Source organism: Microbacterium sp. NPDC087589, assembly GCF_044743635.1.
Lineage (GTDB): Bacteria > Actinomycetota > Actinomycetes > Actinomycetales > Microbacteriaceae > Microbacterium.
The window spans coordinates 113,188-137,619 of sequence record NZ_JBIUWV010000006.1 but is presented as its reverse complement, the minus strand read 5'-3'; the positions used below and the strand labels follow the sequence as shown (position 1 = coordinate 137,619).

19 protein-coding genes are annotated in these 24,432 nt (G+C 69.6%); 5 read left to right on the top strand and 14 right to left on the bottom strand.

All coding sequences use genetic code 11. The features are described 5' to 3' along the window. Nucleotides 1-195: 195 nt before the first annotated feature. The 10 genes from ACIOU8_RS13615 to ACIOU8_RS13570 all read right to left on the bottom strand — a co-directional run bounded on the left by ACIOU8_RS13615 (nucleotide 196) and on the right by ACIOU8_RS13570 (nucleotide 12,574). On the bottom strand, nucleotides 196-1,173 hold the full coding sequence (locus tag ACIOU8_RS13615; protein WP_400790418.1) for a sugar phosphate isomerase/epimerase family protein: 978 nt from the start codon (nucleotides 1,171-1,173) through the stop codon (nucleotides 196-198). After that, complete coding sequence (locus ACIOU8_RS13610) at nucleotides 1,170-2,363, bottom strand: dihydrodipicolinate synthase family protein (protein ID WP_400790415.1); 1,194 nt, start codon at nucleotides 2,361-2,363, stop codon at nucleotides 1,170-1,172. The genes ACIOU8_RS13615 and ACIOU8_RS13610 overlap by 4 nt, the downstream gene beginning before the upstream one ends. Nucleotides 2,364-2,365: 2 nt before the next feature. Then, nucleotides 2,366-3,529 carry a Gfo/Idh/MocA family protein gene (locus ACIOU8_RS13605; RefSeq protein WP_400790413.1) on the bottom strand — a complete coding sequence of 388 codons (1,164 nt, stop codon included), beginning with the start codon at nucleotides 3,527-3,529 and terminating at the stop codon, nucleotides 2,366-2,368. A 295-nt stretch (nucleotides 3,530-3,824) separates the two neighbouring features. Beyond that, nucleotides 3,825-5,717: an acyltransferase gene (locus tag ACIOU8_RS13600; RefSeq protein WP_400790410.1), complete on the bottom strand. Its 1,893-nt coding sequence runs from the start codon at nucleotides 5,715-5,717 to the stop codon at nucleotides 3,825-3,827. Continuing rightward, nucleotides 5,714-6,688, bottom strand: coding sequence for a hydroxyacid dehydrogenase (locus ACIOU8_RS13595; RefSeq protein WP_400790407.1), 975 nt, complete (start codon nucleotides 6,686-6,688; stop codon nucleotides 5,714-5,716). Before ACIOU8_RS13595 ends, ACIOU8_RS13600 begins: the two co-directional genes overlap by 4 nt. Continuing rightward, nucleotides 6,685-7,371 (bottom strand): DUF624 domain-containing protein, encoded by a 687-nt coding sequence (locus tag ACIOU8_RS13590; protein ID WP_400790405.1) that lies wholly within the window; start codon nucleotides 7,369-7,371, stop codon nucleotides 6,685-6,687. The genes ACIOU8_RS13595 and ACIOU8_RS13590 overlap by 4 nt, the downstream gene beginning before the upstream one ends. Nucleotides 7,372-7,374: 3 nt before the next feature. Further along, on the bottom strand, nucleotides 7,375-8,280 hold the full coding sequence (locus ACIOU8_RS13585; RefSeq protein ID WP_400790402.1) for a carbohydrate ABC transporter permease: 906 nt from the start codon (nucleotides 8,278-8,280) through the stop codon (nucleotides 7,375-7,377). Continuing rightward, the gene (locus tag ACIOU8_RS13580; RefSeq protein ID WP_400790400.1) at nucleotides 8,277-9,221 is read right to left on the bottom strand and encodes a carbohydrate ABC transporter permease; all 945 of its coding nucleotides are present in this window, start codon (nucleotides 9,219-9,221) and stop codon (nucleotides 8,277-8,279) included. The genes ACIOU8_RS13585 and ACIOU8_RS13580 overlap by 4 nt, the downstream gene beginning before the upstream one ends. 68 nt (nucleotides 9,222-9,289) lie before the next feature. Next, on the bottom strand, nucleotides 9,290-10,570 hold the full coding sequence (locus ACIOU8_RS13575; RefSeq protein WP_400790397.1) for an ABC transporter substrate-binding protein: 1,281 nt from the start codon (nucleotides 10,568-10,570) through the stop codon (nucleotides 9,290-9,292). Nucleotides 10,571-10,624: 54 nt separating this feature from the next. Then, the gene (locus tag ACIOU8_RS13570) at nucleotides 10,625-12,574 is read right to left on the bottom strand and encodes a DUF2264 domain-containing protein (RefSeq protein WP_400790394.1); all 1,950 of its coding nucleotides are present in this window, start codon (nucleotides 12,572-12,574) and stop codon (nucleotides 10,625-10,627) included. A 147-nt stretch (nucleotides 12,575-12,721) separates the two neighbouring features. Here ACIOU8_RS13570 and ACIOU8_RS13565 point away from each other — a divergent pair, with 147 nt between their 5' ends. Both ACIOU8_RS13565 and ACIOU8_RS13560 read left to right on the top strand, forming a co-directional pair. After that, nucleotides 12,722-14,527, top strand: a complete 1,806-nt coding sequence (locus ACIOU8_RS13565; RefSeq protein WP_400790392.1) for a heparinase II/III family protein — start codon at nucleotides 12,722-12,724, stop codon at nucleotides 14,525-14,527. Beyond that, nucleotides 14,524-15,612 (top strand): substrate-binding domain-containing protein, encoded by a 1,089-nt coding sequence (locus tag ACIOU8_RS13560; RefSeq protein ID WP_400790389.1) that lies wholly within the window; start codon nucleotides 14,524-14,526, stop codon nucleotides 15,610-15,612. Before ACIOU8_RS13565 ends, ACIOU8_RS13560 begins: the two co-directional genes overlap by 4 nt. Before the next feature lie 493 nt (nucleotides 15,613-16,105). Here ACIOU8_RS13560 and ACIOU8_RS13555 read toward each other — a convergent pair whose 3' ends face one another. Continuing rightward, the gene (locus ACIOU8_RS13555) at nucleotides 16,106-17,056 is read right to left on the bottom strand and encodes a LacI family DNA-binding transcriptional regulator (RefSeq protein WP_400790704.1); all 951 of its coding nucleotides are present in this window, start codon (nucleotides 17,054-17,056) and stop codon (nucleotides 16,106-16,108) included. A gap of 143 nt (nucleotides 17,057-17,199) precedes the next feature. Between ACIOU8_RS13555 and galT the strand changes: the two genes are divergently transcribed. The 3 genes from galT to galE all read left to right on the top strand — a co-directional run bounded on the left by galT (nucleotide 17,200) and on the right by galE (nucleotide 20,831). Then, on the top strand, nucleotides 17,200-18,432 hold the full coding sequence (gene galT, locus ACIOU8_RS13550; RefSeq protein ID WP_400790387.1) for a galactose-1-phosphate uridylyltransferase: 1,233 nt from the start codon (nucleotides 17,200-17,202) through the stop codon (nucleotides 18,430-18,432). Beyond that, the gene (galK, locus tag ACIOU8_RS13545; protein ID WP_400790385.1) at nucleotides 18,429-19,634 is read left to right on the top strand and encodes a galactokinase; all 1,206 of its coding nucleotides are present in this window, start codon (nucleotides 18,429-18,431) and stop codon (nucleotides 19,632-19,634) included. Before galT ends, galK begins: the two co-directional genes overlap by 4 nt. 219 nt (nucleotides 19,635-19,853) lie before the next feature. Beyond that, entirely contained in the window at nucleotides 19,854-20,831 is a 978-nt protein-coding gene (gene galE, locus ACIOU8_RS13540) for a UDP-glucose 4-epimerase GalE (RefSeq protein WP_400790383.1), read from the top strand. A 210-nt stretch (nucleotides 20,832-21,041) separates the two neighbouring features. On the opposite strand, the gene ACIOU8_RS13535 is transcribed toward galE, so the two are convergent. From ACIOU8_RS13535 to ACIOU8_RS13525, 3 genes are read right to left on the bottom strand one after another with little or no spacing between them, the layout of a single operon-like run. Beyond that, nucleotides 21,042-22,367 (bottom strand): MFS transporter, encoded by a 1,326-nt coding sequence (locus ACIOU8_RS13535; RefSeq protein WP_400790381.1) that lies wholly within the window; start codon nucleotides 22,365-22,367, stop codon nucleotides 21,042-21,044. Beyond that, nucleotides 22,364-23,272: a polysaccharide deacetylase family protein gene (locus tag ACIOU8_RS13530; protein ID WP_400790378.1), complete on the bottom strand. Its 909-nt coding sequence runs from the start codon at nucleotides 23,270-23,272 to the stop codon at nucleotides 22,364-22,366. The genes ACIOU8_RS13535 and ACIOU8_RS13530 overlap by 4 nt, the downstream gene beginning before the upstream one ends. Beyond that, nucleotides 23,269-24,408 carry an ROK family protein gene (locus ACIOU8_RS13525; RefSeq protein WP_400790376.1) on the bottom strand — a complete coding sequence of 380 codons (1,140 nt, stop codon included), beginning with the start codon at nucleotides 24,406-24,408 and terminating at the stop codon, nucleotides 23,269-23,271. Before ACIOU8_RS13525 ends, ACIOU8_RS13530 begins: the two co-directional genes overlap by 4 nt. Nucleotides 24,409-24,432: the final 24 nt, after the last annotated feature.

The window sequence follows — 24,432 nt, the reverse complement described above, 5'->3', positions numbered from 1 at the left end:
GCACCCCGCACCCTGACCCCGCCCCCGGCTGGGTCCGGTTCCGGTCCGACCCCCCCGGCCCGTCCGGGATCACACCCCGCACCGTCTGCAGGACCGAGGGACGGATGCAGGACGAGAAACCGTGTTCCGGTCCGGCATCCGTGCCCGAGTCCTGCATGCGGCACGCAACAGGCACGGGTCGACGCGCTAAGGCCGTCAGCGCAGGTGCGGCGAGACCGCGGCGCCGAAGGTCTCGGCCGTGCGCCGCACGACGTTCTCGGGAGCATCCGCCCAGATGTCGGCGTTGAAGATCTCGACCTCGATGTCTCTGTCGTATCCCGTCTCGATCACGGCGCGGGTGAGCGAGCCGAAGTCGATCACGCCGTCGCCCGTGTAGTGCCGCGACAGCAGCACGTCGGCGGCGAGCGGGGTCTTCCAGTCGCACACCTGGTAGGTCGCGATGCGGCCTTCGCGACCGGCGCGTGCGATCTGCTCGAGCACCTGCGGGTCCCACCAGATGTGGAAAGTGTCGACGGCGGCTCCCACCACATCGGCGTCGAAGTCCGCCGCGATGTCGAGCGCCTGACCCAGCGTCGAGACGACGGCACGGTCGGATGCGTACATCGGATGCAGTGGCTCGATCGCGAGCGTCACACCCGCCGCCTTCGCGTCGACGGCGAGCTCTCCGATCGCATCGCGCACACGGTCACGCGCACCGATCAGGTCGCGCGAACCGGCGGGCAACCCCCCGGCGACGAGCACGAGCACGGCCGTCGACCCGTCGGCACCGGCCGCGGCGAGCGTCGCTGTCTCTTCGATCGCTCGGCGGTTGTCATCGAGTGCGGCGACGCGCTCCGGGCCCGCGGGAAGGGTGAAGAAGCCGCCACGGCAGTGCGTCGTGAAGCGCAGCCCCGAATCGGCGAGCATCCGGGCAGCGACGTCGAGTCCGACCTCGTTCACGGGTTCGCGCCACAGACCGATCGCCTGGATGCCGGCATCCGCCGTCACCCGCAGCGCGGTCTCGAGGTCGGCGTGCTTGATGGTCGCCTGATTGATCGAGAGCCGGGGATCGGGACGCTTCGACAGGCTCAGCGACCCACCTTCCGGCAGCGAACCGGCCTCGGGCAGCGACCCGGCCTCGGGCCGTGAGGCTTTCTGGTCCCCTGAGCGTGTCGAAGATCCGAGGGACGTCATGCGTCCACTCCGTTCAGGCGCAGCATCCCGTGCCAGCGCTCGCGCGCGAGCTCGGGGTTCTCGAGCGCGAGCGACGCGTTGGCAAGCTCGACGATGCGGCTGAGGTGCGGAAGGCTCCGCGCCGAGTGCAGGCCGCCGACCATCTGGAACGCGGGCTGGTGCCCGTTGAGCCAGGCGAGAAAGGCGACGCCCGTCTTGTAGTAGAACGTCGGGGCGGCGAAGACCTGACGGCTGAGCTCTTCGGTCGGACCGAGGATCTCGAGGTAGCGGGCGGGGTCTCCGGCATCCAGCGCCTGGATCGCTGCCGACGCCACCGGGGTGATCGCCGCGAACGCGCCGAGCAGCGCGTCGGAGTGGGCGCGCTTCGCGACGCTGGGTCCCTGAGCCTGTCGAAGGGTGTCGCCGCCGATCAGGCCGACGTAGTTGAAGTCATCACCCGTGAACATGCGCACGCCCTCAGGCAGACGCTCGCGCACCGAGATCTCGGACTCGGCGTTCAGCAGGCTCATCTTGACGCCGGCGATCTTGTCGGGCTGCTCGGCGATGACATCGAGCAGCACAGCGGATGCCGTCTGCCAGTCATCCGCTCCGAAGTAGCCCGCCAGCTCGGGGTCGAAGGCCGTGCCGAGCCAGTGCAGCACGACCGGCACGGTGGCCGAGGAGAGCACATCGCGGTAGACGCGGCGGTAGTCGTCGGCATCCGTCGCCACCCTTGCGAGGTGGCGTGAGGCCATGAGCACGGGCCCCGCCCCCTGCTCCTCGGTGAAGTGCAGCTGCTCCTTGTAGGCGGCAATCACCTGGTCGAGTGAGATGTGCGAGTCGGCGACGTGGTCGGTGTTGACGCCGACCACCACCGAGCCACCCTCCTCGCGGGCGACCTCGGCGCTGCGGGCGATGAGCTCGCGCGTCGCCGCGGCATCCAGGCCCATGTTGCGCTGCGCCGTGTCCATGGCGTCTGCGACGCCGAGTCCCCACGAGTAGACGTTGCGGCGGAACGCGAGCGTCGAATCCCAGTCGATGTCGGCGGGCTGCCCCGGGGTGTTGTCGGCGTGCACCTTCGGCACGACGTGCGCTGCAGCGTAGGCGACACGGCTCTGCAGCGGCGAGGTGGGGCGGGCGTACCCACCGCCCTCGCGCAGCTCGGCATCCGTCACTGCGCCGGTGGCGTTGAGAAGTCGGAGAGTGCTCATGCTCAGCTCAGCGTCAGCGGGGAGAGCGCGACCTTGCGGCCCTCGGCGCTCGAGGTCAGGCCGGCCTCGGCGAACTGCACACCGCGAGCACCGGAAAGCAGGTCGAAGGGGTACTTGGTGCCCTCGACGAACGAGACCAGGTACTCCTCCCACTGCTGACGGAAGCCGTTGATGAAGACCTCGTTCGTCGGTACGTTCTGCCAGTCCGCGTCGTAGTCGTGCGTGTCTTCGAGGTCGGGGTTCCACACGGGCTTCGGCGTCGCGTTGCGCGGCTGGATCTTGGCGCCGAAGAGTCCGACGACCGCGGATCCGTGGGTGCCGTCGACCTGGAACTCGACGAGCTCGTCGCGGTTCACGCGCACGGTCCAGCTCGAGTTGATCTCGGCGACGATGCCGCCCTCGATCTCGAAGATGCCGTATGCCGCGTCTTCGGCGGTGGCGGTGTAGTGCTCGCCGTTCTCGTCCCAGCGGTCGGCGATGTGCACGGCCGCCTGCGCGTAGACGCTCTTCACTTCGCCGAACAGGTTCTCGAGCACGTAGTTCCAGTGCGGGAACATGTCGACGATGATGCCGCCGCCGTCTTCGGTGCGGTAGTTCCAGCTGGGGCGCTGCGCAGGCTGCCAGTCGCCCTCGAAGACCCAATAGCCGAACTCGCCGCGCACCGACAGGATGCGGCCGAAGAAGCCCGAGTCGATGAGGCGCTTGAGCTTCTGCAGCCCCGGCAGGTAGAGCTTGTCGTGCACGACGCCGGTCTTGACGCCCGCCTCATCGGCGAGGCGAGCGAGCTCGAGGGCCTCGTCGAGCGACTCGGCGGTGGGCTTCTCGGTGTAGATGGCCTTGCCTGCGGCGATCGCCTTGCGAAGGGCGGAGGCGCGGGCCTTGGTCACGAGGAAGTCGGCGTAGATCTCCCACTTCGGGTCGGCGAGGGCTGCGTCGAGGTCGGTCGTGTAATCCTCGATGCCGTGCTTGGCGGCGAGCTCGGCGAGCTTGGCCTCGTTGCGGCCGACGAGCAGCGGCTTCACCGTGATGCGGGATCCGTCGGGCAGCTCGATGCCGCCCTCTTCGCGGATCGCGAGGATCGACCGCACGAGGTGCTGCCGGTAGCCCATGCGCCCGGAGACGCCGTTCATGATGATCCCGATCTCGCGGGTCGTCGCCTGTGACATTGCTGGTCCGTTCTCTTATCTCTGAGGTCCCGCCCACTCGGCGGGAAAGTTCTGCGGGTAAGCGCTTTCCGACAGCATGCCACGCTGCGGCTCGGTGCGCAAGAAGAGGTGGAAAACGCTCTCCGCGCGTGGTCGGCGGCGCGCTACGCCGGGTTTGTGGCGTGCGGGGTCAAAAGCGCATCCGAATCGCGCTGTTCCGGTGTCTTTTTGACCCAGCACCGCATGTCCGGTGTCTTTTTGACCCCGCATCGCGCGCGCGATGCACCGCGACTCGGCACGCGCGCCGGTCTCGCGTTCACACGATGCCGCCGAAGGCCGCGGTCGGTTCGGGGCGGTGCACGCCTCTCGGCCGATACCCGAGCTCGCCTGAGATGCCGAGGAGATCGGCGAGGTACCAGACGATGGCGAGCCACATCTCGGTGCCCTGCAGCCCCGGCTCGATCTCGGCGAGACCACGGGCCGTCGCCGACGGCTCACGGAAGCCGAACCCCTCGCCCGGCACCCACATCTGCAGAGTGTCGGACAACAGCCGTTCGGCGAGGCTCTGCACCTCGTCCGCGCGGTGGCCCGCGCCACGCGTCAGCCACAGCGGATGCACCACATCCAGCACGTTGCAGGCGTTGCGCATGCCGGGGCCGAACCAGCGGCGGTCGCGCGCATGGCCGAGAACCGTGTCCACGACCCGCTCGGGGCGAGGCAGTGGCACGCCGAACTGCGCGAACGTTCCGCGCGATGTTCGATAGAAGCCGTTCACGACCGGCAGGATGCCGCGGTCGGGAGTCGCCGAACCCCACATGCCCGTGTGCGGATCGGCGTTCAGCAGTAGCCAGCCGAACAGCGCCTCCTCCACCCCCTCGGGCACGGGGAGGCCCGCCTTCTTCGTCCACAGCAGCGCCGTGCCGAAGCCGTCGACGTGGTGGCCGGCGTTCCAGGCATCCGAAGCCCAGGGCAGGCGACGACACATCTCGACGACGCTCTCGGGGGTCGCTTCGGTCACCCAGGTGAGCGCCGCGGGGAACGCTGAACCGAGCAGGTCGAGGGCGTATCCCGTGCTCAGCACGTGATAAGCCACGTCGTCGTCGGAGAAGTCCAGCCCGGACTGCTGACGCCCGTCTGCGCCGAGAGCGGTCACGGCGCCGGTCGACGGATCCTGCCAGGCCTGCAGGCGCCGGATCTGCTCCTCGACCGGGAGCTGCGGTGGGGCAGCACCCGTCAGCAGATCGGCGATCTCGATCGCATCCGCCTGCGCCCGGACGGTCGGAGCCGCACCGGGGCGGTCGACGAAGAGCTCCGCCTCGTCGCTCCAGGAACGGGCGAGCAGCGCGGCTGCATCTGCGCGCGCCTGAGCTCCGAACCGAGCCAGCCGCTCACCCACGCTGCCCATACCCGGCACGACCATCGCGCCCGGCTCGACCGGCAGATCCGGCACTCCCGACTCGACCGGCAGATCCGGCACGCCCGACTCGACCATCGCGTTCGGCTCGACCGGCAGATCCGGCACTCCCGACTCGACCGGCAGATCCGGCACGCCCGACTCGACCATCGCGCCCGGCACGACCGGCAGATCCGGCATGCCCGGCTCGGTCCGCACCCGCACCGACTCCCCCGACACCGCACCTTCCGGCTCGACGCGCCAGCGCAGGAAGCGCGCGGGGTTTCCCGCGACGATCGCTCCAGCCGGCACATCCTTGGTGACGACCGCACCGGCCGCGATCACGGCGTGCGAACCGACGGTGACGCCGTCGAGGATCACGGCATGCGACCCGATCCACACGTCGTCACCGATCGCGATGCCCCTGGTCGTCAGCGGCTGGCGGAACACCGGAGCGCCCGGCTCCATCGAGTGGTTGAAGCCCAGGATCGACGTGTGCGCGCCTATGCGGACGGCGTCGCCGAGGGTCACCCGCCCGCGGACGACCGCGTACGGGTTGATGCTGCAGTCGGCACCCGCGACAAGCTCGCCCGTCAGATAGGCCCCGGCGGCGACGTATGTGCGGTCGCCCAGCTGCAGCTCATCGTGGTCGACCGACGCGAGCGGCGAGACGAAGCACTGCTCGCCGAGCCGGCTTCCGGGGTGCCCCTCGGTGAGAACGCGCTGACGCTCGAGCTGCGCCGCACGCTGCGCAGGATCCGCTTCACTCCAGAAGCCCCACGGCGAGAACTCGAGCGGGTCGACGGCCGCGCTCACGCGCTCAGCTCCATATCGAGGCGCGTGATCACCTGAGACGGGACACCGCCACGCAGCAGCGCTTCGACATCGTCGAGGGCCGAATCAGCGAGCCTGCGCGCCTCGGTGCCCATGGACCCCGCGATGTGCGGGGTGAGGGCGACGTTCGGCAGTCCGCGGAGCGCCGCGTCGATCGGCAGCGGATCGGGCTCGGTGACGTCGAGCACCGCGTCCAGTCGCCCCGACGCGCACTCGGCGAACAGCGCCTCGTGATCGAGGATCCACCCGCGTGCGGTGTTGATGACCGTGGCGCCGTCGCGGAGCGCCGCCAGCTCGGCCGCGGCGATCATGTGCCTGGTCTCGGGCAGCGCCGGCGCGTGCAGCGACAGCACGTCGACCTGACCGAGCATGTCGTCGAGCGGCATCAGCTCTGCTCCTGCCTCGGCCACAGCCTGGGGCGAGACGAAGGGGTCGGCGACGAGGATCCGGATGTCGTCGAGCTGCCCCAGCATCCGCACCACCCGGCGTCCGATCCGCGAGAAGCCGACGATGCCGACCGTCCGGCCGACGCTGCCGTACCGCGTCGAGCCGACCAGGTCGCCCCACTCGAGCACCGTCGAGGGCGAGCGCATATGTACGAACGCGCGCTTGAAGGCGAGGATGATCGTCGCAAAGGTGTACTCGGCGACCGGCACGGCGTTGGCATCGGCGGCCGAGGTCACGGTGATCTCGCGCTGCCACAGGTCATCGGACACCAGTCGTTGCACGCTGCCGGCCGCGTGCACCACGGCGCGCAGCCGCGGCATGCGGTCGAGGAGCGCGGCATCGAGGCGCGGAGCGCCCCAAGACGTCAGCAGGATCTCGGTGTCGGAGATGTCACCGTCGTCGATCTGGAGTCGTGGCGACGGCGCCAGCCCGCGCAGTCGCTGCAGACGCGCATCGTCGAAGAGCAGGTCGAACACCTCGGGGCTCATCGCGGTGCGAACGGTCACGCGCGCACCTCTTCGAGGTCGTGCACGGGCTCGATGTCGAGCACGGGGCGCAGGGTGTACCGGCTGTTCGCCCACGCCACGTACAGGGCGGGGGCGCACGTCAGGCCGATCGCGATCGCGGGCATCGTGGCGAAGAGCCCGAACTGCACACCGAGCACCGCGAGCGACAGCGCCGTGAGGTACCAGCGCCGCACGCACAGGTAGAGCGCGGCCTTGATGATGTCGCGCATCCTCGCGCCCGGCTCCTCTGCCAGGGCGACGAGAGCCACGAGGGAGGTCGACACGGCGATCACGGTGAGCAGAGCGAGCACCGGGACCATCAGGACGGATGCGGGCGACGCCGCGACCGCGCGCACATCGACGAGCAGCACGACGACGGATGCCGCCGCCACCGCCCCGATCAGCAGGCTCTTGCGGGCGGTGGCCTTCCAGCCGTGGAGGAACGAGCGGACCACCTGCGGCTCCCCGCGGCCGAACTCGCGGAACGCGGTGAATGCGCCGGTCAGCGCCGGCGCCGCCAGCGGTGTCGCGAGGGCGAGCAGCGGCCACGACAACGCGGGGTCCGTCGTCATGAGCAGCACCACGAGAGGTGACGCGGTGACGAGCACGAGGAAGTTCGTCATCAGACCCAGGTAGACGACCCCGAGGATCGTGGCCCAGGCGTCGTGGGAGATGCGCTTCATCGGTCAGCCCTTCAGCCCGCTGGTGGCGATGCCCTCGACGAAGTACTTCTGCCCGAGCAGGAAGATGATCGCGATGGGGAGCACCGAGATCGTGAGCCCGGCGAACAGCAGCGCGTAGTTCGTGTCGAAGAGGTTCGAGACGAAGCTCTTGAGACCGAGCTGGATCGTCCAGAGATCCGGGTTGCGCAGATAGATGAGCGGACCCAGGTAGTCGTTCCAGGTGTTCACGAACGTGAGCATGGTGAGGCTGGCGATCGCGGGGATCGACAGCGGCAGCATGATGCGGCGCCAGATGGCGTACTCGCTGAGCCCGTCGAGGCGCGCAGCCTCGCTGAGCTCCTCGGGGATCGTCTCGTAGTACTGCTTCATGAGGAACACGCCGAAGGCTCCGAACGCCTGGAGCAGGATGATCGCCCACAGCGTGTTCGACACCTTCAGATTCGACAGCAGGATGAACTGCGGGATCATGTACGACTGCCACGGCACGGCGATCGTGCCGATGTAGACGAGGAACAGGATGTCGCGCCCCGCGAACTTCATACGGGCGAAGCCGTAGGCGGCGAACGATCCGGTGAGCACCTGCAGGAAGGTGACCGTGACGGCGAGGAACAGCGTGTTGCGGATCCAGACGAGCATGTTCGACTTCGTCCAGATGTCGATGTAGTTCTGCCACACGAACGTCTCGGGCACCCAGACGACCGGCACCGAGAACACCTCGTTGGCGTTCTTCAGCGAGCTCATGATCATCCAGAAGAACGGCGCGAGCAGGCCGATGGCGGCGATGATGAGGGCGATGTAGCCGAGGGTGCGGCCGACCGTGCGCGCGGGGCGCACCCGACCGGCGGGGCGAGGATCGCTGAGTTTACGCAGCGTGCCGCCGGTGACGAGGACCTGGGTTTCGGTCATCATGCGCTCCGCTTCTTGTTCCAGACGAACTGGCCGATGGTCACGAGGATGCACAGGAAGAACAGCGCGACGGCCGCAGCGGACGCGTAGCCGAACTGCGACTCCTCGAACCCCTTCTTGTAGATGAACTGCGACAGCACCAGGGTCGACTGGCCGGGGCCTCCGTCGGTCATGACGAGGATCAGGTCGAAGATCTTGAACGAGTTGATGGTGAGCATCACGGTGACGAAGAACATGGTGGGCCGCAGCGACGGCAGCGTGACGTTCACGAAGCGCTCCCACACGTTGGCCCCGTCCATGCGCGCCGCCTCGTGCAGCTCGCGCGGCACGGTCTGCAGGCCCGCGAGGAACAGGATCATGTAGTACCCCATGTCGCGCCAGGTGCTGACGATCACGACGGCGGGCATCGCCCACTCCGACGAAGTGAGCCACCCTGGCGGCTGCGCGATCCCGATGGCCCGGAGCACCTCGTTGATGGGTCCGTAGTCAGGGCTGAAGAGCAGGTTCCACACCACCGCGATCGCGACGATCGAGGTGATGTAGGGGAAGAAGGCGGCGGTGCGGAAGAAGGCGACGCCGCGGAGCTTGTTGTTGAGCAGCAGCGCGAGCCCGAGCGAGACGACGATCGTCAGCGGGATGTGCAGCACCGAGTAGTAGATGGTGTTCCAGAACGCGATGTGGAAGCTGCCGTCGCCGAGCAGACGCTGGAAGTTGGCGATGCCCACCCAGTCGGCCTTGCCGAAGACGTTCCAGTTCGTGAACGCCATGTAGAACAGGATCAGCACCGGAAGCAGGGTCAGGAACCCGAATCCGAGGAAGTTCGGCAGGATGAAGCTCCAGCCGATCAGGGCGTTGCGTCGGCGCAGCGCCGAGCGCCGGCGGCTCGGCTTCGTGGTCGTCGGCGGCGGGGCCGTGCCGGGGCGCGGGGCCTCTGTCGTGGTCATGTTCTCGTCTCCTGGATGCTGCGCGAGGTCGGTGTCGGGGGCCGACCGACGGCCGGCCCCCGAGTGGATCAGCCGACCTCGTTCGTCACGCGGTCCTCAGCCGTCTTGATGGCGTCGTCGACCGACGACGAGCCCGACATGACGGCGGTGTGCAGATCCGCGAGGATGCCCTGGATCGTGGCGGTCTTGCTGGACGTGGGGTTCTCGGGCAGAACCTCGTGCGTCGACCAGGCGAACTTCGACAGGTCGTCGGTGGGTGCGCCCTCGACTCCGAAGTACGACTCGACGACGGCGTCGTTCGTGAGTGCCGGGGTGATCCCGATCTCGGCGAGCGCCTGCGCGGCCTCCTCGGATGCGGCGAACTCGAGGAACTGCTTGGCGGCGTCGGCCTTCGCCGAGTCGATGTTCGCGTTGATGCCGAAGCCCGTCGGGTCACCGAACGTCACCGGGGTGTTGTCGGTGCCGGTGGTCTTCTCGTCGAGCTGCGGCGCGGGGGCGATGCCCCATTCGAACTCGTTCGCCTCGCCCGAGGCCTGCTGTGCGATCAGGGTCGCGGTGTACCACGTGCCCATCAGCATCATCGCGGCCTTCTGCGTGCCGAACTCGCCCTGGTAGGTGAGCTGGTTGGCTGTCGAGGTGTTGAAGTCGACCTGGCTGCCGGCATCCTGCAGGGCCAGCGTGCTGTCGTAGTAGTCCTTCATGTTGCTGAAGTCGCCGTCGAGCACGCTCGTGCCGGTCTGCGCGTTCGCGAAGCCCTGCACGGTCGACTGCCAGCGGTGCAGGTACGTGCCCTTGGACGCGTCGGCGGTGAGTGCCTCCGCGGCGTCGGCGTAGTCGTCCCAGGTCCACGAGCCGTCAGGGTGGTCGACGCCTGCCGCGTCGAAGAGCGCCTTGTTGTAGAAGAGCACCCAGGAGTCCTGGCGGTAGGGCACCGCGTAGGCGGCGCCGTCGACCTCGTAGGAGTCGGTTCCGCTGATGCCGTCCGGCAGCGCCACGTCGGAGACGTCGAGCAGCTGGCCGCCCTCCTGGAAGGTCGTGACGTACTTGACCTCCTTCTGCGTGATGATGTCGGGGCCGGATCCGGCGGCGAGGTCGGCGGTGACGAGCGTGTTGTACTCGGTCGGGTCGTACTCCTTGAGTTCGATCGTGACGTTCGGGTGGTCCTCGGAGAAGGCGTCGGCGAGCGTCTGGAACTCGGGAGTGGTGTCGATGCTCCAGCCCGAGAGGGTGAGGGTGATGGGGGCGTCGGGGTCGGTGTTCTCTCCGGCTTCGGAGCCGCCGGAGCAGCCTGCGAGGGCGAGGGCCGCGACAGCAGCGATGCTGCCGGCGGCGAGGATCTTACGGTTCATGGGGATACTGCTCCTTTGCAATGACGGGTGCCCAGGACGGGTCGGGTGCGTGGCTCAGGCGAGCCGGTGTTCGGTGGTGGTGGAATCGGGCCAGACGACGGCGACGTCGTCGGCGTCGAGGCGGACGGAGGGAGCGGATGCCGCGGCATGACCGGACAGATGCACCGCGGTGGCGATCCATTCGCCGGTCGACACCGGATAGGTGATGACGGGCACCGAGGCGACGGCGCCGAGCAGGCTCGCGTCGCGCCGGTTCTCGATCGAGGGGACTCCCCCCGGTGTCAGCGCGACGATGGTGCTGTGGCGACCGCGCGCCGAGGACGCGGCGGTGCCCGCCGAGAGCGTGTCGTCGACGGCATCCGCGGCGAGCGCCCAGCCGCCGATGCGCAGCGCTGTGGGTGCGGCATCCGCCTCGACCCGGTCGATGCGCACGAGCCGCACCTCCCATGATCCGCGCACGATCGACCAGGTGGTCACGGTGCCGGCGATCTCGATGTCGCCGATGATGCCGGAGCCGTGCCTGGTCTGGGTCGCGGCCGGAGTGATCCAGTGCGCGGTCGCCTCTGATCCCGCGATCGCGGCGGCATCCTCGTGACGGATGCCGCGCACCCGCATACCGGCGCGGTGCGACGCCCGTCCGTCGGTGTGCAGCAGCGCGACCGACTGCTCGAGCGGCTCGGCCCAGGCGTCGCCGTTCAGCAGTGGGCTCGCGGCGGTCGAGTAGCCGAGGCGAGCGTAGAGAGGGGAATCGCCGACGAGATCGCCCGGCCGCGCGTGGTCGGCTCCGTGGTTGATCACCCGGACGATGCCGTCGTCCACTGTCGTGGAGATGATCCACGCAGGGGACGACACGACGCGGAGGACGTCTGCGGTCTCGGCGGGCAGCGGCTCGGACGGAGCCGACCAGACGGAGTGATCCGCCGGCAGGGCGATGCCGAGCAGGCCTTTCGCGGCCCAATAGGGCGAGCCGGTTCCTGAGTAGTTCTGGGCGAGCCGTCGCCACTCGCCGTGCCATCCGAGATCGAGGAGTCCCTGGTCGTTCGGGGCGCCGTTCTCGGCGAAGTGGCGCACGATCGACGAGGCCGCCCGGCGCAGCTGCGCGGCCGGCACCGACGTGACCCCCGCGACCAGACCTGCCCAGTAGGGCGCTGCCGCCGCGAAGCGGTAGACGAGGCTGCGGCCCTGGATCAGCGGCGAGCCGTCGGCGCCGACGAGCGCGATCGCATCCTGCAGGAAGGTGTCGAGGCGGGCGATGTCGCCCTCCGTCCGGCCGCCGGCGAGATCGGCCGCTCCCTGCATCCGCGACCACAGCACCGGATACAGATGCAGCGCCCAGCCGACGTAGTGGTCGTACGAGCGGTCGTCTCCGTCGGAGATCCATCCGCCCTCGCGGAGGAAGGAGTCGTGCTGCGCCAGGTCCTGGTCGATGTCGGCCGGCGACCACGGGCCGCCCACCGAGCGCAGGAAGGTCTGCACGACGACGCGGAACCACAGCCAGTTGTTGCGGGGGTAGGTCTCGTCGCCCACGACCGGCGAGAGGTAGTCGATCATGCGCTGCTGCGTGGTTTCGTCGAGGCGGTCCCAGATCCAGGGTCGCGTCATGTCGAGGATCAGGGCGATGGACGCCGCCTCGACCTTCGCCTGGGCGTGCTCGTCGAGTCGCACCCACCGGTCGGGGCGCGCCGGATCGACCCCGGCAGTGATGCCGCGCGAGTAGAACTCGATGAGGTCGTCGACGCCGTCGCCGCGTGCACCGGCGATGCGGAAGCCGGCCAGCAGGAACGTGCGGACGAATCCCTCGAGGCCGTCGACCTCGATGCCGTACCCGCCCGACGCACCCGGAAGTGTGATGCGGGCGTTGTTCTCCGAGGCCCAGGGGCGCACGGCGGCGAGCAGTCGGTCGGCATAGGCGATCAGATCGTCACGGGACCACTCGGAGTTCCGAAGCTCACTGGCGTCGCGGGGGCTCACAGCGGTCGCCGCACGGGTGCGCTCGTATGTCACAGGGTTCTCCTTTGAAGACTGCTTCGAGGGTGGACCGCGAGCCGACATCGTTCGTTCGCGATCGTTGGGAGATTATCACCGCATTTCGATCAAGACAAGACTCAAATGAGGCTAGATTGATCATTTTCGATCAGCTAGGCTGAGTGCGTGAACACGCTCCCCTCACCGACCGCCGACGATCGCGCCCTCTGGTCGCACGTCGACGCGGCCGATCTGGTCGCCCGTGCGAATGCCGATCTCGGCACGGCCTGGCCGCAGCCTCTCGCCAGCCAGGCCGCACGAGTGCACCGCGACGGCGACCGCGTCGCCTGGGAGAAGCCCGCCTTCGCTCGACAGCATCGCCTCAGCCGCGCCGTCGTCGCCGCGGCCGTCACGCTCGACGATCGGTGGATCGACGAGGTCGTCGACGGAGTGCAGCTGCTGTGCGAGCAGAGCTCGTGGTGCTGGCCGGCCCACGACGACACGTTCGAGAAGCACGGCAGCGTGCTCGCGACCGTCACCGATCCCTTCGTCGACCTCGGCGCGGGTGAGGTCGTCTCCCAGCTCGCCTGGGTCGACCACCTGCTCGGCACACAGCTCGACGCCCGCGCTCCCGGCATCCGCTCCCGCATCCGGCACGAGGCCCAGGTGCGCGTCTTCCACCCCTTCGTCGAGCGCCGCGACTGGCACTGGCTGGGCCTCGACGGAGACGTGCACAACTGGAACCCGTGGATCCACTCCGCGGTCCTCACCGCGGTCGTGCAGCTGCACGACGACCCCGACCACCTGATCGACCTGATCGTCGAAGGCCTCGATCGCTATCTCGTCTCACTTCCGGCCGACGGCGCGATCGACGAGGGCTACTCGTACTGGTGGAACGGCGCCTGCCGGGCGCTCGAGGCCCTCGACCTGCTCGAGCACGCCACCGGACGACCGACGCCGGACCTGGTCGCACTGCGCGAGACCGTCGCCTTTCCGCACCGCTGCCACCTCGGCGGCGAGTGGTACGCCAACCTCGCAGACGGGCAGGCCCGGCCCCGCGAACACCACCCCTGGCACGCGCTGCACCGCGCCGCACGGCGCGCGGGCGATACGGATGCCGCCGCCCACGCTGCCGCGCATCGCGGTGCTCCGCCGTCCGAGGCAGCCGGGCTCGGACGCCTCATCCGCGAACTGACGGATGCCGAGTGGGTCGCCGCGGCGCCTGCCGACTCTCCGCTCCCCCGTGACGTGTGGCTGCCGTCGACCCAGGTGCTCCTCGCACGACAGCGCGCCGGGTCGGCCGATGGTCTCGGCCTCGTGGTCAAGGGCGGGCACAACGCCGAGCACCACAACCACAACGATGTCGGATCGTTCATCGTCACGTCCGACGGGGTGCCCGTCATCGTCGACGCCGGACGCCCGACGTACACGAAGGCCACGTTCGGCCCCGACCGCTATTCGATCTGGACCATGCAGAGCTCATGGCACAACACCCCCACTGTCGCCGGGGTCGACCAGTCGCCTGGCCGGGAGTTCGCCGCATCCGACGTCGATGTGTCGGTGACGGATGCCGTGTCGTCGCTGACACTCGGCCTCGGCGACGCCTACGAGGTCGGCGGGCTGACGTGGCGACGCACCGTCGAGCTCGACCGCACTGAGGCGGTCGTCCGCGTGTCGGACGAATGGAGCGGCGCCCCTTCGCCCGGCCGGCCCACCCGCCTCAACCTTGTCGTGGCCGGCGCCGTGACACCGCTCGCCGACGGCATCCGGGTGGCACCACTCGACGGGGCGACAGCCGTCGTGATCCGCTGGCCCACCGGCATCCGCCCGGCCCTGACAGTGCGCCTTCTCGACGACCCGATGCTGAGCGACGTGTGGGGAGAACGACTCACCCGCATCGAACTGGACGTGAGCGCACGCGATCGCGCGTGGATCAGGGTAGAAAGAGACGACGCCATCCCGGTGACGGGTGACAGCGAGGACGACCGATGACCGATCAGCAGCACGCTCCGCTGGCGCCCGCGCGTCACGCGCACATCCTCTCCGCCCTCGAACGTGACGGCATCGTGCGGGTGTCGCGGCTGACCGAAGAGCTCGGAGTCGCCCCGGTGACGCTGCGCCGCGACCTGCATCAGCTCGAAGAGGAAGGACGCCTCGAGCGGGTGCACGGTGGCGCAGTGTCGGCGCAGACTCCCGATGTCGTGGCGCCCGCGCCGTCACAGACGGGCGGCGCGATCGGCGTGCTCGTGCCGTCACTCGCGTACTACTGGCCGGGGGTCGTGAGGGGCATGGAGGCCGAGGCCCGCACGCAGGGGCTGCGCCTGGTGCTGCGCGGCGCCTCCTACGAGCTGCAGGACGAGCGACCCGTGCTCGAGCGCCTTCTCGCCGCCGACGACGTGCGCGGCCTCATCGTCGCCCCCAACCCCGACGTGACGCACGCGCAGGATGTGGTGCAGTGGCTCGACTCCTGCGGAGTTCCTGCGGTCTTCGTCGAGCGCGACGCCGTGGTACTCCCCGACCGCGCGCCGGTCGAGAACGTGACGACCGACCATGCGCTGGGGGCGGTGCTCGCCGCACGCCATCTCGCCAGCCTCGGCCACCGCCGGATCGGCCTCATCCTGTCGCGGGAATCGCCCACCGGTCGCAAGATCCTCACCGGGTGGGCGACCGCCTGCGAAGAGCTCGGGCTGGCACCCTCCGAGCACTTCGAGAGCCTCTTCCCCGATCGAAACGGCCCCGGTTTCACCTCGGCCGTCAACGCGGCCATCGACAGGGCGCTCGCCGCCGGAGTGACCGGGTTGCTGATCCACTCCGACCCCGAGGCGATGGCCTTCATCGACATCGCACTCAACCGAGGACTCTCGGTGCCGGAGGATCTCTCGATAGTCGCCTACGACGACGAGGTCGCCCAGCTGTTCACCCCCGCGCTCAGCGCCGTCAGCCCGCCGCGCGCCGCAGTCGGTGCGGCAGCGATCGACCTTCTGGCCCGACGGATCGCCGATCCGACGCGCCCCGTGCACCGGGTGTCGCTGAGTCCGACGATGCACGCGAGAGAGTCGTCGGCGCCGCCTTCCTGACCGTCGCCCGCGCCCGGCCCGCGCCTGCGCCCAGCCCCGCGCCCGGCCCGCGCCCGCGCCCGGCGGGGCGTCCTCGCCCGCGCCCAGGCCCCGGCCCCGGCCCCGCCCCCGCGCCCTGGCGGGGTCACTTTCGCACCTCCCGCACCAGCCGGGGTCACTTTCGCACCCCCCGCACCAGCCGGGGTCACAAACGCATCCTTCGCACCAGGCAGGGTCAAAAACGCATCCGAATCGGCCGTTTGCGATGCGTTATTGACCCCGCACCACCGAGCCAGCGCAACACACAGCACCGATGCGAGCGCCGGACAAGCCCGGGCCAAAAGTGCATCCCTCGCAACAGGCGGGGTCAAAAACGCATCCCTCGCAACAGGCGGGGTCAAAAGTGCACCTTCGCAACAGGCGGGGTCAAAAACGCATCCGAATCGGCCGTTTGCGGTGCGTTATTGACCCCGCAGCGCGGAGAAGGCGACCGCAGGCGGAGAAGTCGACCGCCTCAGCGGGTGCTCGCGCGGTCGATGAGAAGGGTCGGCACGACAGCGGATGCCGCGGCACCCGGCGCGCCCTCGATCTCGGCGACGAGCAGACCGACGGCCCGGTGCGCGAGGGCGGTGAAGTCCTGGCGGATCGTCGTCAGAGGCGGGCGGTAGTTCGCGGCATCCGGCACATCGTCGAAGCCGACGACGCTGACGTCCTCAGGCACCCGACGCCCCGCCTCGGCGAGCGCACGCAGAAGTCCCAGCGCCATCTGATCGTTGGCGCAGAAGACGGCGGATGCGGTGCGCAGAGCGTTTCCGGCGACGAACCCGGCCTCGGCACTCCAGTCGCCGCGTACGACCGCCGGAGGCTCGATGCCCGCAGCGACGAGGGCGTCACGCCACCCGCGCTCGCGCTCCGCCGCCGCGAACGAGTCGAGCGGGCCCGCGAGGTGGTGCACGGTCTCGTGACCGAGGCTCAACAGATGCACGGTGGCCGCGCCAGCTCCGCCGACGTGATCGCTGTGCACGACGGCGAGGTCGGCTGACGCCGGCGCATCGACCACGACCAGGCGCAGACCGGCCGGCCGCTCGGCTGCAGGCACCAGGGCCGACGCCTCGTTCAGCACGATCGCCCCGTCGACCTCTTGTGCGGCGAGCCGCTCGAAGGCATCGGCGACGCTGTCGCCCGCCGTCACGAGGGTGAGGGCGTAGCCGCGTTCGGCCGCCGCCTCGGCCGTGGCCTGCAGCATGCGAGAGTTGCCGACCGTCGCGAGAGTCGTGACGACGAGTCCGATGGTCTGCGAGCGTCCGGTGCGCAGCGCCCGAGCGGCGCGATGCGGGCGGTATCCGAGCTCCGCCATCGCCTGCTCGACACGCGCACGCGTCACGGGGTCGACGCGCGGGCTGTCGTTGACGACGCGTGAGACGGTCTGCCCCGAGACTCCGGCTCGCGAGGCGACCATCGCCATCGACACCCGACCCGATGCGGGGCGGCGGCGTCGCGGACGGTCGAGGCCGAGCGGGAGATCGTCATCCATCACAGGCACCTCCGCTTCCCGTTCACAACTCCGGAATGTTGACGTTACCACGGCGGTGTGCGTACCATGTTTACGTGAACACGCACGAATCTCCTGAGTTGCGAACCGAGACCCTCTCCGCCGGAATCACCAAGCGGGCCACCACGCTCGCCGACGGCCGCGAACTGATCTACTTCGACGACCCCGACACGACGCTCGGCGCCGAGCGCGCAGTCGACGCACGCACCCTCGACGCCCGCGGCGAGACCGCCACTATGCGCCTCGACGTGCTCACGGGCGACTGGATCACCGTCGCGGCGAACCGCCAGAACCGCGTGATGATGCCGAGCGCCGACGCCGACCCGCTCGCTCCGCAGTCCCCGACCAACCCGTCTGAGGTGCCGTCGCTCTACGACGTCGCCGTGTTCGAGAACCGCTCCCCTGCATTCGGCCCCGCTCTGGCCGAGGCGACCGGCACCGCCCCCGAAGCGAGCAACCCGCCGCGCGGTCTCGACGACCTCGGCGCTCTGGGACTCGGCCGCACCCGCACCTCGGTCGGCCGCTGCGAGGTCGTGTGCTTCAGCCCCGAGCACACCGGCTCGTTCGGCACCCAGTCGGTCACCCGCGCCCGCACCGTGATCGAGGCGTGGGCCGACCGCACCGCAGCGCTCTCGAAGCTTCCAGGCATCGAGCAGATCTTCCCGTTCGAGAACCGCGGCGAAGCCATCGGGGTGACGCTCCCCCACCCCCACGGCCAGATCTACGCCTACCCCTACGTGACGCCGCGCACCACTCGGCTGCTCGACTCGATCGACCGCACCGCGCCCGATCTGTTCCAGCACATCCTCGAGTCCGAGCAGGCGTCCGAGCGCGTCGTGTTCCGCGGCGAGCACTGGACGGCCTTCGTGCCCTTCGCCGCACGCTGGCCGCTGGAGGTGCACCTGATGCCGCACCGCCACGTGCCCGACTTCGCCGAGACGACGGATGCCGAGCGCGACGAGCTCGCTCCCCTCTACCTGCGTCTGCTCCGCGGCGTCGACGCCCTGTACGACACCCCGACCCCCTACATCGCCGCCTGGCATCAGGCTCCGGTCAACGTCGGCCGCGACAGCGTGCGGCTGCACCTGCAGCTCACGAGTCCCCGTCGAGCGGCCGACAAGCTCAAGTTCCTCGCCGGCTCCGAGGCCGCGATGTGGGCCTGGGCCGCAGAGGTCACCCCCGAACAGGGCGCAGCCCGCATCCGCGAGGCCATCGCGAAGGCAGACGCCGCCCACGCATCCGCCGACACCGCAGACACCACAGACACCGCAGACGAGGCATCCGCATGACCGCCACCACCCATGAGGCCGCGACCGCCCTCTTCACCGACCTCACCGGCCGCGCCCCCGACGGCGTCTGGTCGGCACCCGGCAGGGTGAACCTGATCGGCGAGCACACCGACTACAACGACGGCTTCGTGCTGCCGTTCGCGATCCCGCACCGCACGTACGCGGCTGTCGGGGTCCGTGACGACGGCCTGGGTCGAGTGCGCGTCGCGTCGACCTTCGCCGCCGAGCCGGTCGAAGTCTCCCTCGACGAGCTCGACGAGCTGTTCCCCACTCCGTCCGCCACCGCCCCTGGTGTTCCCGAATGGGCCGCCTACCCGCTCGGCGTCGCCTGGGCGCTGCGCCAGGCCGACGGCGTGGCCCCGTCGGCCACCATCGGCACGGGCCTCGACATCGCGATCACCTCCGACGTCCCCGTGGGCGCAGGGCTCTCGTCGTCCGCCGCGATCGAGAGCGCCACGGCATCCGCCCTCAACGACCTCTGGGCCGCTGGACTCGACCGAATCGCCCTTGCGCGCGTCGGCCGGCGCGCGGAGAACGAGGCCGTGGGTGCCCCGACCGGCATCATGGACCAGATGGCCTCGATGCTCGGCGAACCCGACGCTGCGATCTTCCTCGACTGCCGCTCGCTCGACGCCAACCTCGTGCAGGTGGGCGTCGCCGAGGCCGGCCTCGCGATCCTCGTGATGGACACGCGCGTCAAGCACGCCCACTCGACCGGCGGCTACGGTGAGCGCCGCGCCGCCTGCGAGCGCGGCGCCGCGATCATGGGCGTGCCGAGCCTGCGTGATGTCTCGGTCGACGACCTGCCCCGCGCCGAGGAGCTCATGGACGACGTGACCTTCCGTCGGGTGCGTCACGTGGTCACCGAGAACCAGCGCGTGCTCGACACCGTGAAGGTGCTGCGTGAAGAGGGCCCCCGGTCCATCGGCGACCTGCTCGTGGCCTCGCACGCGTCGATGCGCGACGACTTCGAGATCTCGGTGCCCGAGCTCGACACGGCCGTCGAGGCCGCCCTCGCCGCCGGCGCGCTCGGCGCCCGCATGACCGGAGGCGGCTTCGGCGGAGCGGCGATCGCGCTCATCGAGCAGGATGCCGTGCAGCAGGTGTCGGATGCCGTGAACGCCGCGTTCGCCGCATCCGGGTTCGCGGACCCCGTGATCTTCACCGTCATTCCGTCGGCCGGAGCGCGCCGCGACGCCTGACCGACCGACATCCGCAGTCCCGATCTGCGGACCCCTCCGCTGTTCGCGACCGGCTCCGCGGATCGGGTCAGGGTCCGCTGGCCGCGACGCCTGACCGACCGACATCCGCAGTCCCGATCTGCGGACCCCTCCGCTGTTCGCGACCAGCTCCGCGGATCGGGTCAGGGTCCGCTGGCCGCGACCTGAGATACTGAACACTTCCCCACCCTGAGGAGCACAATGTCCTGGATCGTGACCGGCGGCGCCGGCTACATCGGCTCGCACGTCGTTCGCGCACTGGCGGATGCAGGGCTCACGCCCGTCATCCTCGATGACCTCTCGAGCGGTGTCGCATCGTTCGTGCCCGAGGGTGTGGCCTTCGTGCAGGGCAGCATCCTCGACCGCGAGCTCGTCGAGAAGACGCTGCGCGACCACCGTGCCGAAGGCGTCATCCACGTCGCCGGATACAAGTACGCCGGCGTCTCGGTGCAGCGCCCGCTGCACACGTACGCGCAGAACGTCGAAGGCACCCGCGTGATCCTCGAAGCAATGGAGGCCGCGGGCGTCACGAACATCGTGTTCTCGTCGTCTGCCGCCGTGTTCGGCACCCCCGACGTCGCACTCGTCGTCGAAGACACCGCCAAGAAGCCGGCCAGCCCCTACGGCGAGTCGAAGCTGATCGGAGAGTGGCTGCTGCGCGATCAGGCGATCGCGACCGCCGAGTCCGACAAGCCGCTGCGCCACACGTCACTGCGGTACTTCAACGTCGTCGGCTCCGCAGACCCGACCGTCTACGACGTGAGCCCGCACAACCTCTTCCCGATCGTGTTCGAGAAGCTCATCGCCGGAGAGACCCCGCGCATCAACGGCGACGACTACGACACCGAAGACGGCACCAATGTGCGCGACTACGTGCACGTCGGCGACATCGCCGCAGCCCACGTCGCGGCAGCTCAGCGACTCGCAGGCGGCGAGCCCATCGAGGCGGCGTACAACCTCGGATCCGGTGACGGCCTCAGCGTGAAGCAGATCATGGATGCTGTCGCACGCGTCACCGGCATCGACTTCACCCCCGAGATCGGCCCCCGCCGCCCCGGCGACCCCGACCGCATCGTCGCGACCGGCGAGCTCGCCGCCCGCGACCTCGACTGGAAGATGCGGTACACGGTCGACGAGATGGTGCGGACGGGCTGGGAGGCGCGTCGGTCTGTTTCTTGAGCCTGGTTCTTGTGGTTCCGGGCTCCGGGATGCACTGTTCGGATGAAGAGCGGGGGCACTGGGTCGCCCGGCGCCGGTGCGTGGTCAAGAACGCATCCGTTATCCGGTGAGTGGTCGAAAACGCACCGCAATCGGCGCTTTCGGATGCGTTTTTGACCACGGCCGACGCCAGTCGCAGACCCGGATGCCGCGGCGAGCCGCCTCCTGACGTCAGAGGTCTCGGGTCCGGATCGGGTAGAGCCAGAAGCACAGCCAGGCGAGCGCGGCGAAGCCCAGCGGAACCACCGCGACCATCACTCGGATGCCGCCGTCGACGGCCTCCGGTTGCGCATCGCCCAGGGACGCATCGAAGCCGGATGCCGTGAGCACGGCCGCGGCGACGACGGCCTGCAGCACGACCGAGCCGCGCACCACGAAGCCGTTCACGCCGAAGTACGCACCCTCTCGTCGATGTCCGGTGCGCAGGGCATCCTCGTCGATGATCTGCGCGAGCACGACTTCGAGCAGCTGCAGCAGGCCGCCGACTCCGACGCCCACCGCGACACCGACGAGCGCAGCGGCGAGCACGGTCGACGGCAGCAGGTAGCCGAGCATGGCGATGCCGAACACCGCGACGCTCCACAGCAGCGCCGCTCGGGGTGAGGTGCGCCGCACGATCGCGCTCCACAGCACGATCGACGGGATGGCGGTCACGAAGATCGCACCCAGCAGCAGACTGGCTTCTCCCTCGGCGGCACCCAGCGAGTACCGCACGTAGAACGGCAGAGCGGCGAGCACGACGGCGATCGACGTCTGGATGAACAGCGAGCCGAGCACGTAGGGCACGAACGCGCGGTTCGCGAACGTGTACTTCAGCTGGTCGCCCCACCGCATCGCTTCGGATGCCGCCTCCGGCACCCGACGCTCGATCATGCCGCCGAAGAACGACCACACCAGCAGCACGAGGCAGACGGCCGAGAGCACGATCGCCATGCCCGGCCAGCCGATCGACCCATAGAGTGCGGGCGCGCCGGCGGTGCCGAGCACGATTCCGAGGATCGCGAAGATCTGGCGGGGCACGTTGCCTCGCGCTCGCTCGTCGGTCGTGCGGAAGATCTCGGGGAACAGCGCCGAGATGTTCAGCACGACCACCACGAACGCGATGTCGTACACCGCGACCACGATCAGGAACCACACGATCAGCCCGGCGGTCGGCAGCTCCGGCGGCATCCACACCAGCGCGAAAGCGACCACGAGCGGCACGATGCCGAGACCGATCCAGGGAATGCGGCGACCCCACGGCGTGCGGATGCGGTCAGAGAGCGCGCCCACGATCGGGTTCAGGACCGCGTTCAGGATGCCGTGCGCGATCATCGCCGCGGCGACCCATCCCGGTGCGACGCCGAGGTGCGTGACGTAGAAGTAGACGACGAAGGCCGAAAATGTCTGCGCCATGAGCTGCGTCGGGAACCCGGAGGCACCGAAGGCGATCGCCTGCGGCCCGGTGGGAGCACCGTCGAGTCGACGGTCGCGCAGCCGCGTCGACATCGAGGTCATGCGCGCCGACTCCGCTGCAGATCGCGCAGGTCGCGCCACCCGAGTCGCACGAGCCCTTCGTCGGCGATCGCCTGCAGCACGGCGGGGTCGGAGAGCAGGCGAAGCTCGTGTCCGCGCTTGGCGGCGGCGAAGTCGACAGCGGCGCGCAGCTCGTCATCGTCGACCATGGGGTGCAGATAGATCTCGGTCACCCCGGCCGGAACGGCACGGAGCAGCGCGATGAAGCCGTCGCGGATCTGCTCGTAGGATTCGCCGGGGACCTCTTCGAACGGGTGGCTCCACAGCCGGTCGATGATCTCGACGCCGAGAGAGTCGGCTGCGGCCGATGCCTCTGCGAGCTTCGCCTGCAGTGCGGCGTCGTCGCCCGTGCCCTCCATGCTGCGAGGCAGCCGGAACGGCAGTCCGTTGCGGGCGGCGAGCTCGAAGACCGGGCCGAGGAAGTCTCGCCCGGTGAGCAGACCGTAGACCGATCCCATGTGGTTGTCGAGGTGCGTCACGTCGACGCCGGCATCCAGCGCCGCCTGCAGCTGCGCGGCGATCTCAACGGTGACGTCGTCGACCGACGCGAGCTCCTCGATCGCGAGGACGTCTGCGGGGAAGTATCCGGCTCCGTCGACGAGAGTCGTGGCGGCGCCCGTGAGCGGTCGCCAGCGATAGTCGGTCCACTCGCTCGTGAGCACGAGGTGCACACCGACGTCGAGGTCGGTGCGCGAGGCCGCGAATGCCATCGCCTCGGGCGCCCAGGCACACGGCACCATCAGGGTCGTCGAGTCGATGCGTCCTGCGTCGAGCAACTGAGTGATCGCGGTGTTGGCCGCGTGGCACATGCCGAAGTCGTCGGCGTTGATGATGACGGCTCTGGCGCCAGGTGCGAGGCCGAGTCGATCTGCGAGGTCTGAGGTCACCGTCGGCTCCTGTCCGAGGCGGGGAGCACCAGTGAGAACACCGATGCCCGAAGGGCGGATGCCGCCTCGCCGACCGCACCGACCAGCGGCGCCTCCGGACCGAACGACGAGACCACGAGTGTGAGCGGCAACTGAGGGGCGAGTTCTTCCGCGAACTCAGCTGCCGCACGGGCGAGCGCAGGGTGCGCGGCTGTGCCGCTGAGCAGAAAGGCCTCCGGGTCGAGCACGAGCGCGATGCTGCCCGCGATCAGAGTGAGCCGGCGCCCCATCTCCGCCGCCATGGCGAGCGCGGCAGCGTCCCCGGCCCACGCAGCGTCGAGGTGCTGGTCGATCGTCTCGTCGGGGTCGCGTCCGTGGGCGAGAGCGAGGTCGCGCACGACGGCGTCGCCGAGCACCGGTGCGCCGATCGGCAGCGGACTCTGCGGCAGATACATGACCTCGCCGGCGACACCCGAGAATCCGCGGTGCAGGGATCCGTCGATGACGATGCCGGCTCCGAGACCGTCATCGAGGAGCAACAGCGCGAAGCTGCTGAGTTCTGCGCCCGTGCCCTCGGAGAGCTCGGCGAGAGCCGCGAGGTTGACGTCGTTCTCGACGCGCACCGGGCAGCCGAGCCGTGCGGCCAGCCCGTTCTTGAACGCACCGCCGTCCGGCCCCTGATCATCGCGGATGCCTCCGTCGGCGGTGACGATGCCGGGGATTCCGACGACAGCGAGCAGCAGCGGCCCGTTCACCGTGCGGCGACACGCGTCGATCAGCCCGGCGATGTGCTGCACCCGGTCACCGCGCGCGGGGAATGCGGCGTGAGTCTCCGCTCGCACCGCCCCGGTCGGGTCGACCAGGGCGACATGCGCGGCGTGGGCGTCGACGTGCACGGCCGCGGCGAACCCGAGCTGCGGATGCAGTGCGACGCGCCCCGCTGCCGGTCCGCGCGTGTCGCGATCGACTCCGGCTGCGGCCACGGCAGACGACGCCTCGAGCATTCGCAGCACCTGCGTCACGGCTGTGCGCGACAGACCTGTCTCGGCGACGAGTTCAGCTCGGGTGAGCGGGCCGCGGCGCGCGAGAGTCTCGAGGATCGCGCGGCCGTTGAGCGTTCGAAGCAGGGTCTGGGGCCCGGCGAGTGGTCGTGCCAAGATGATCCCCCCGGATTCGACGTG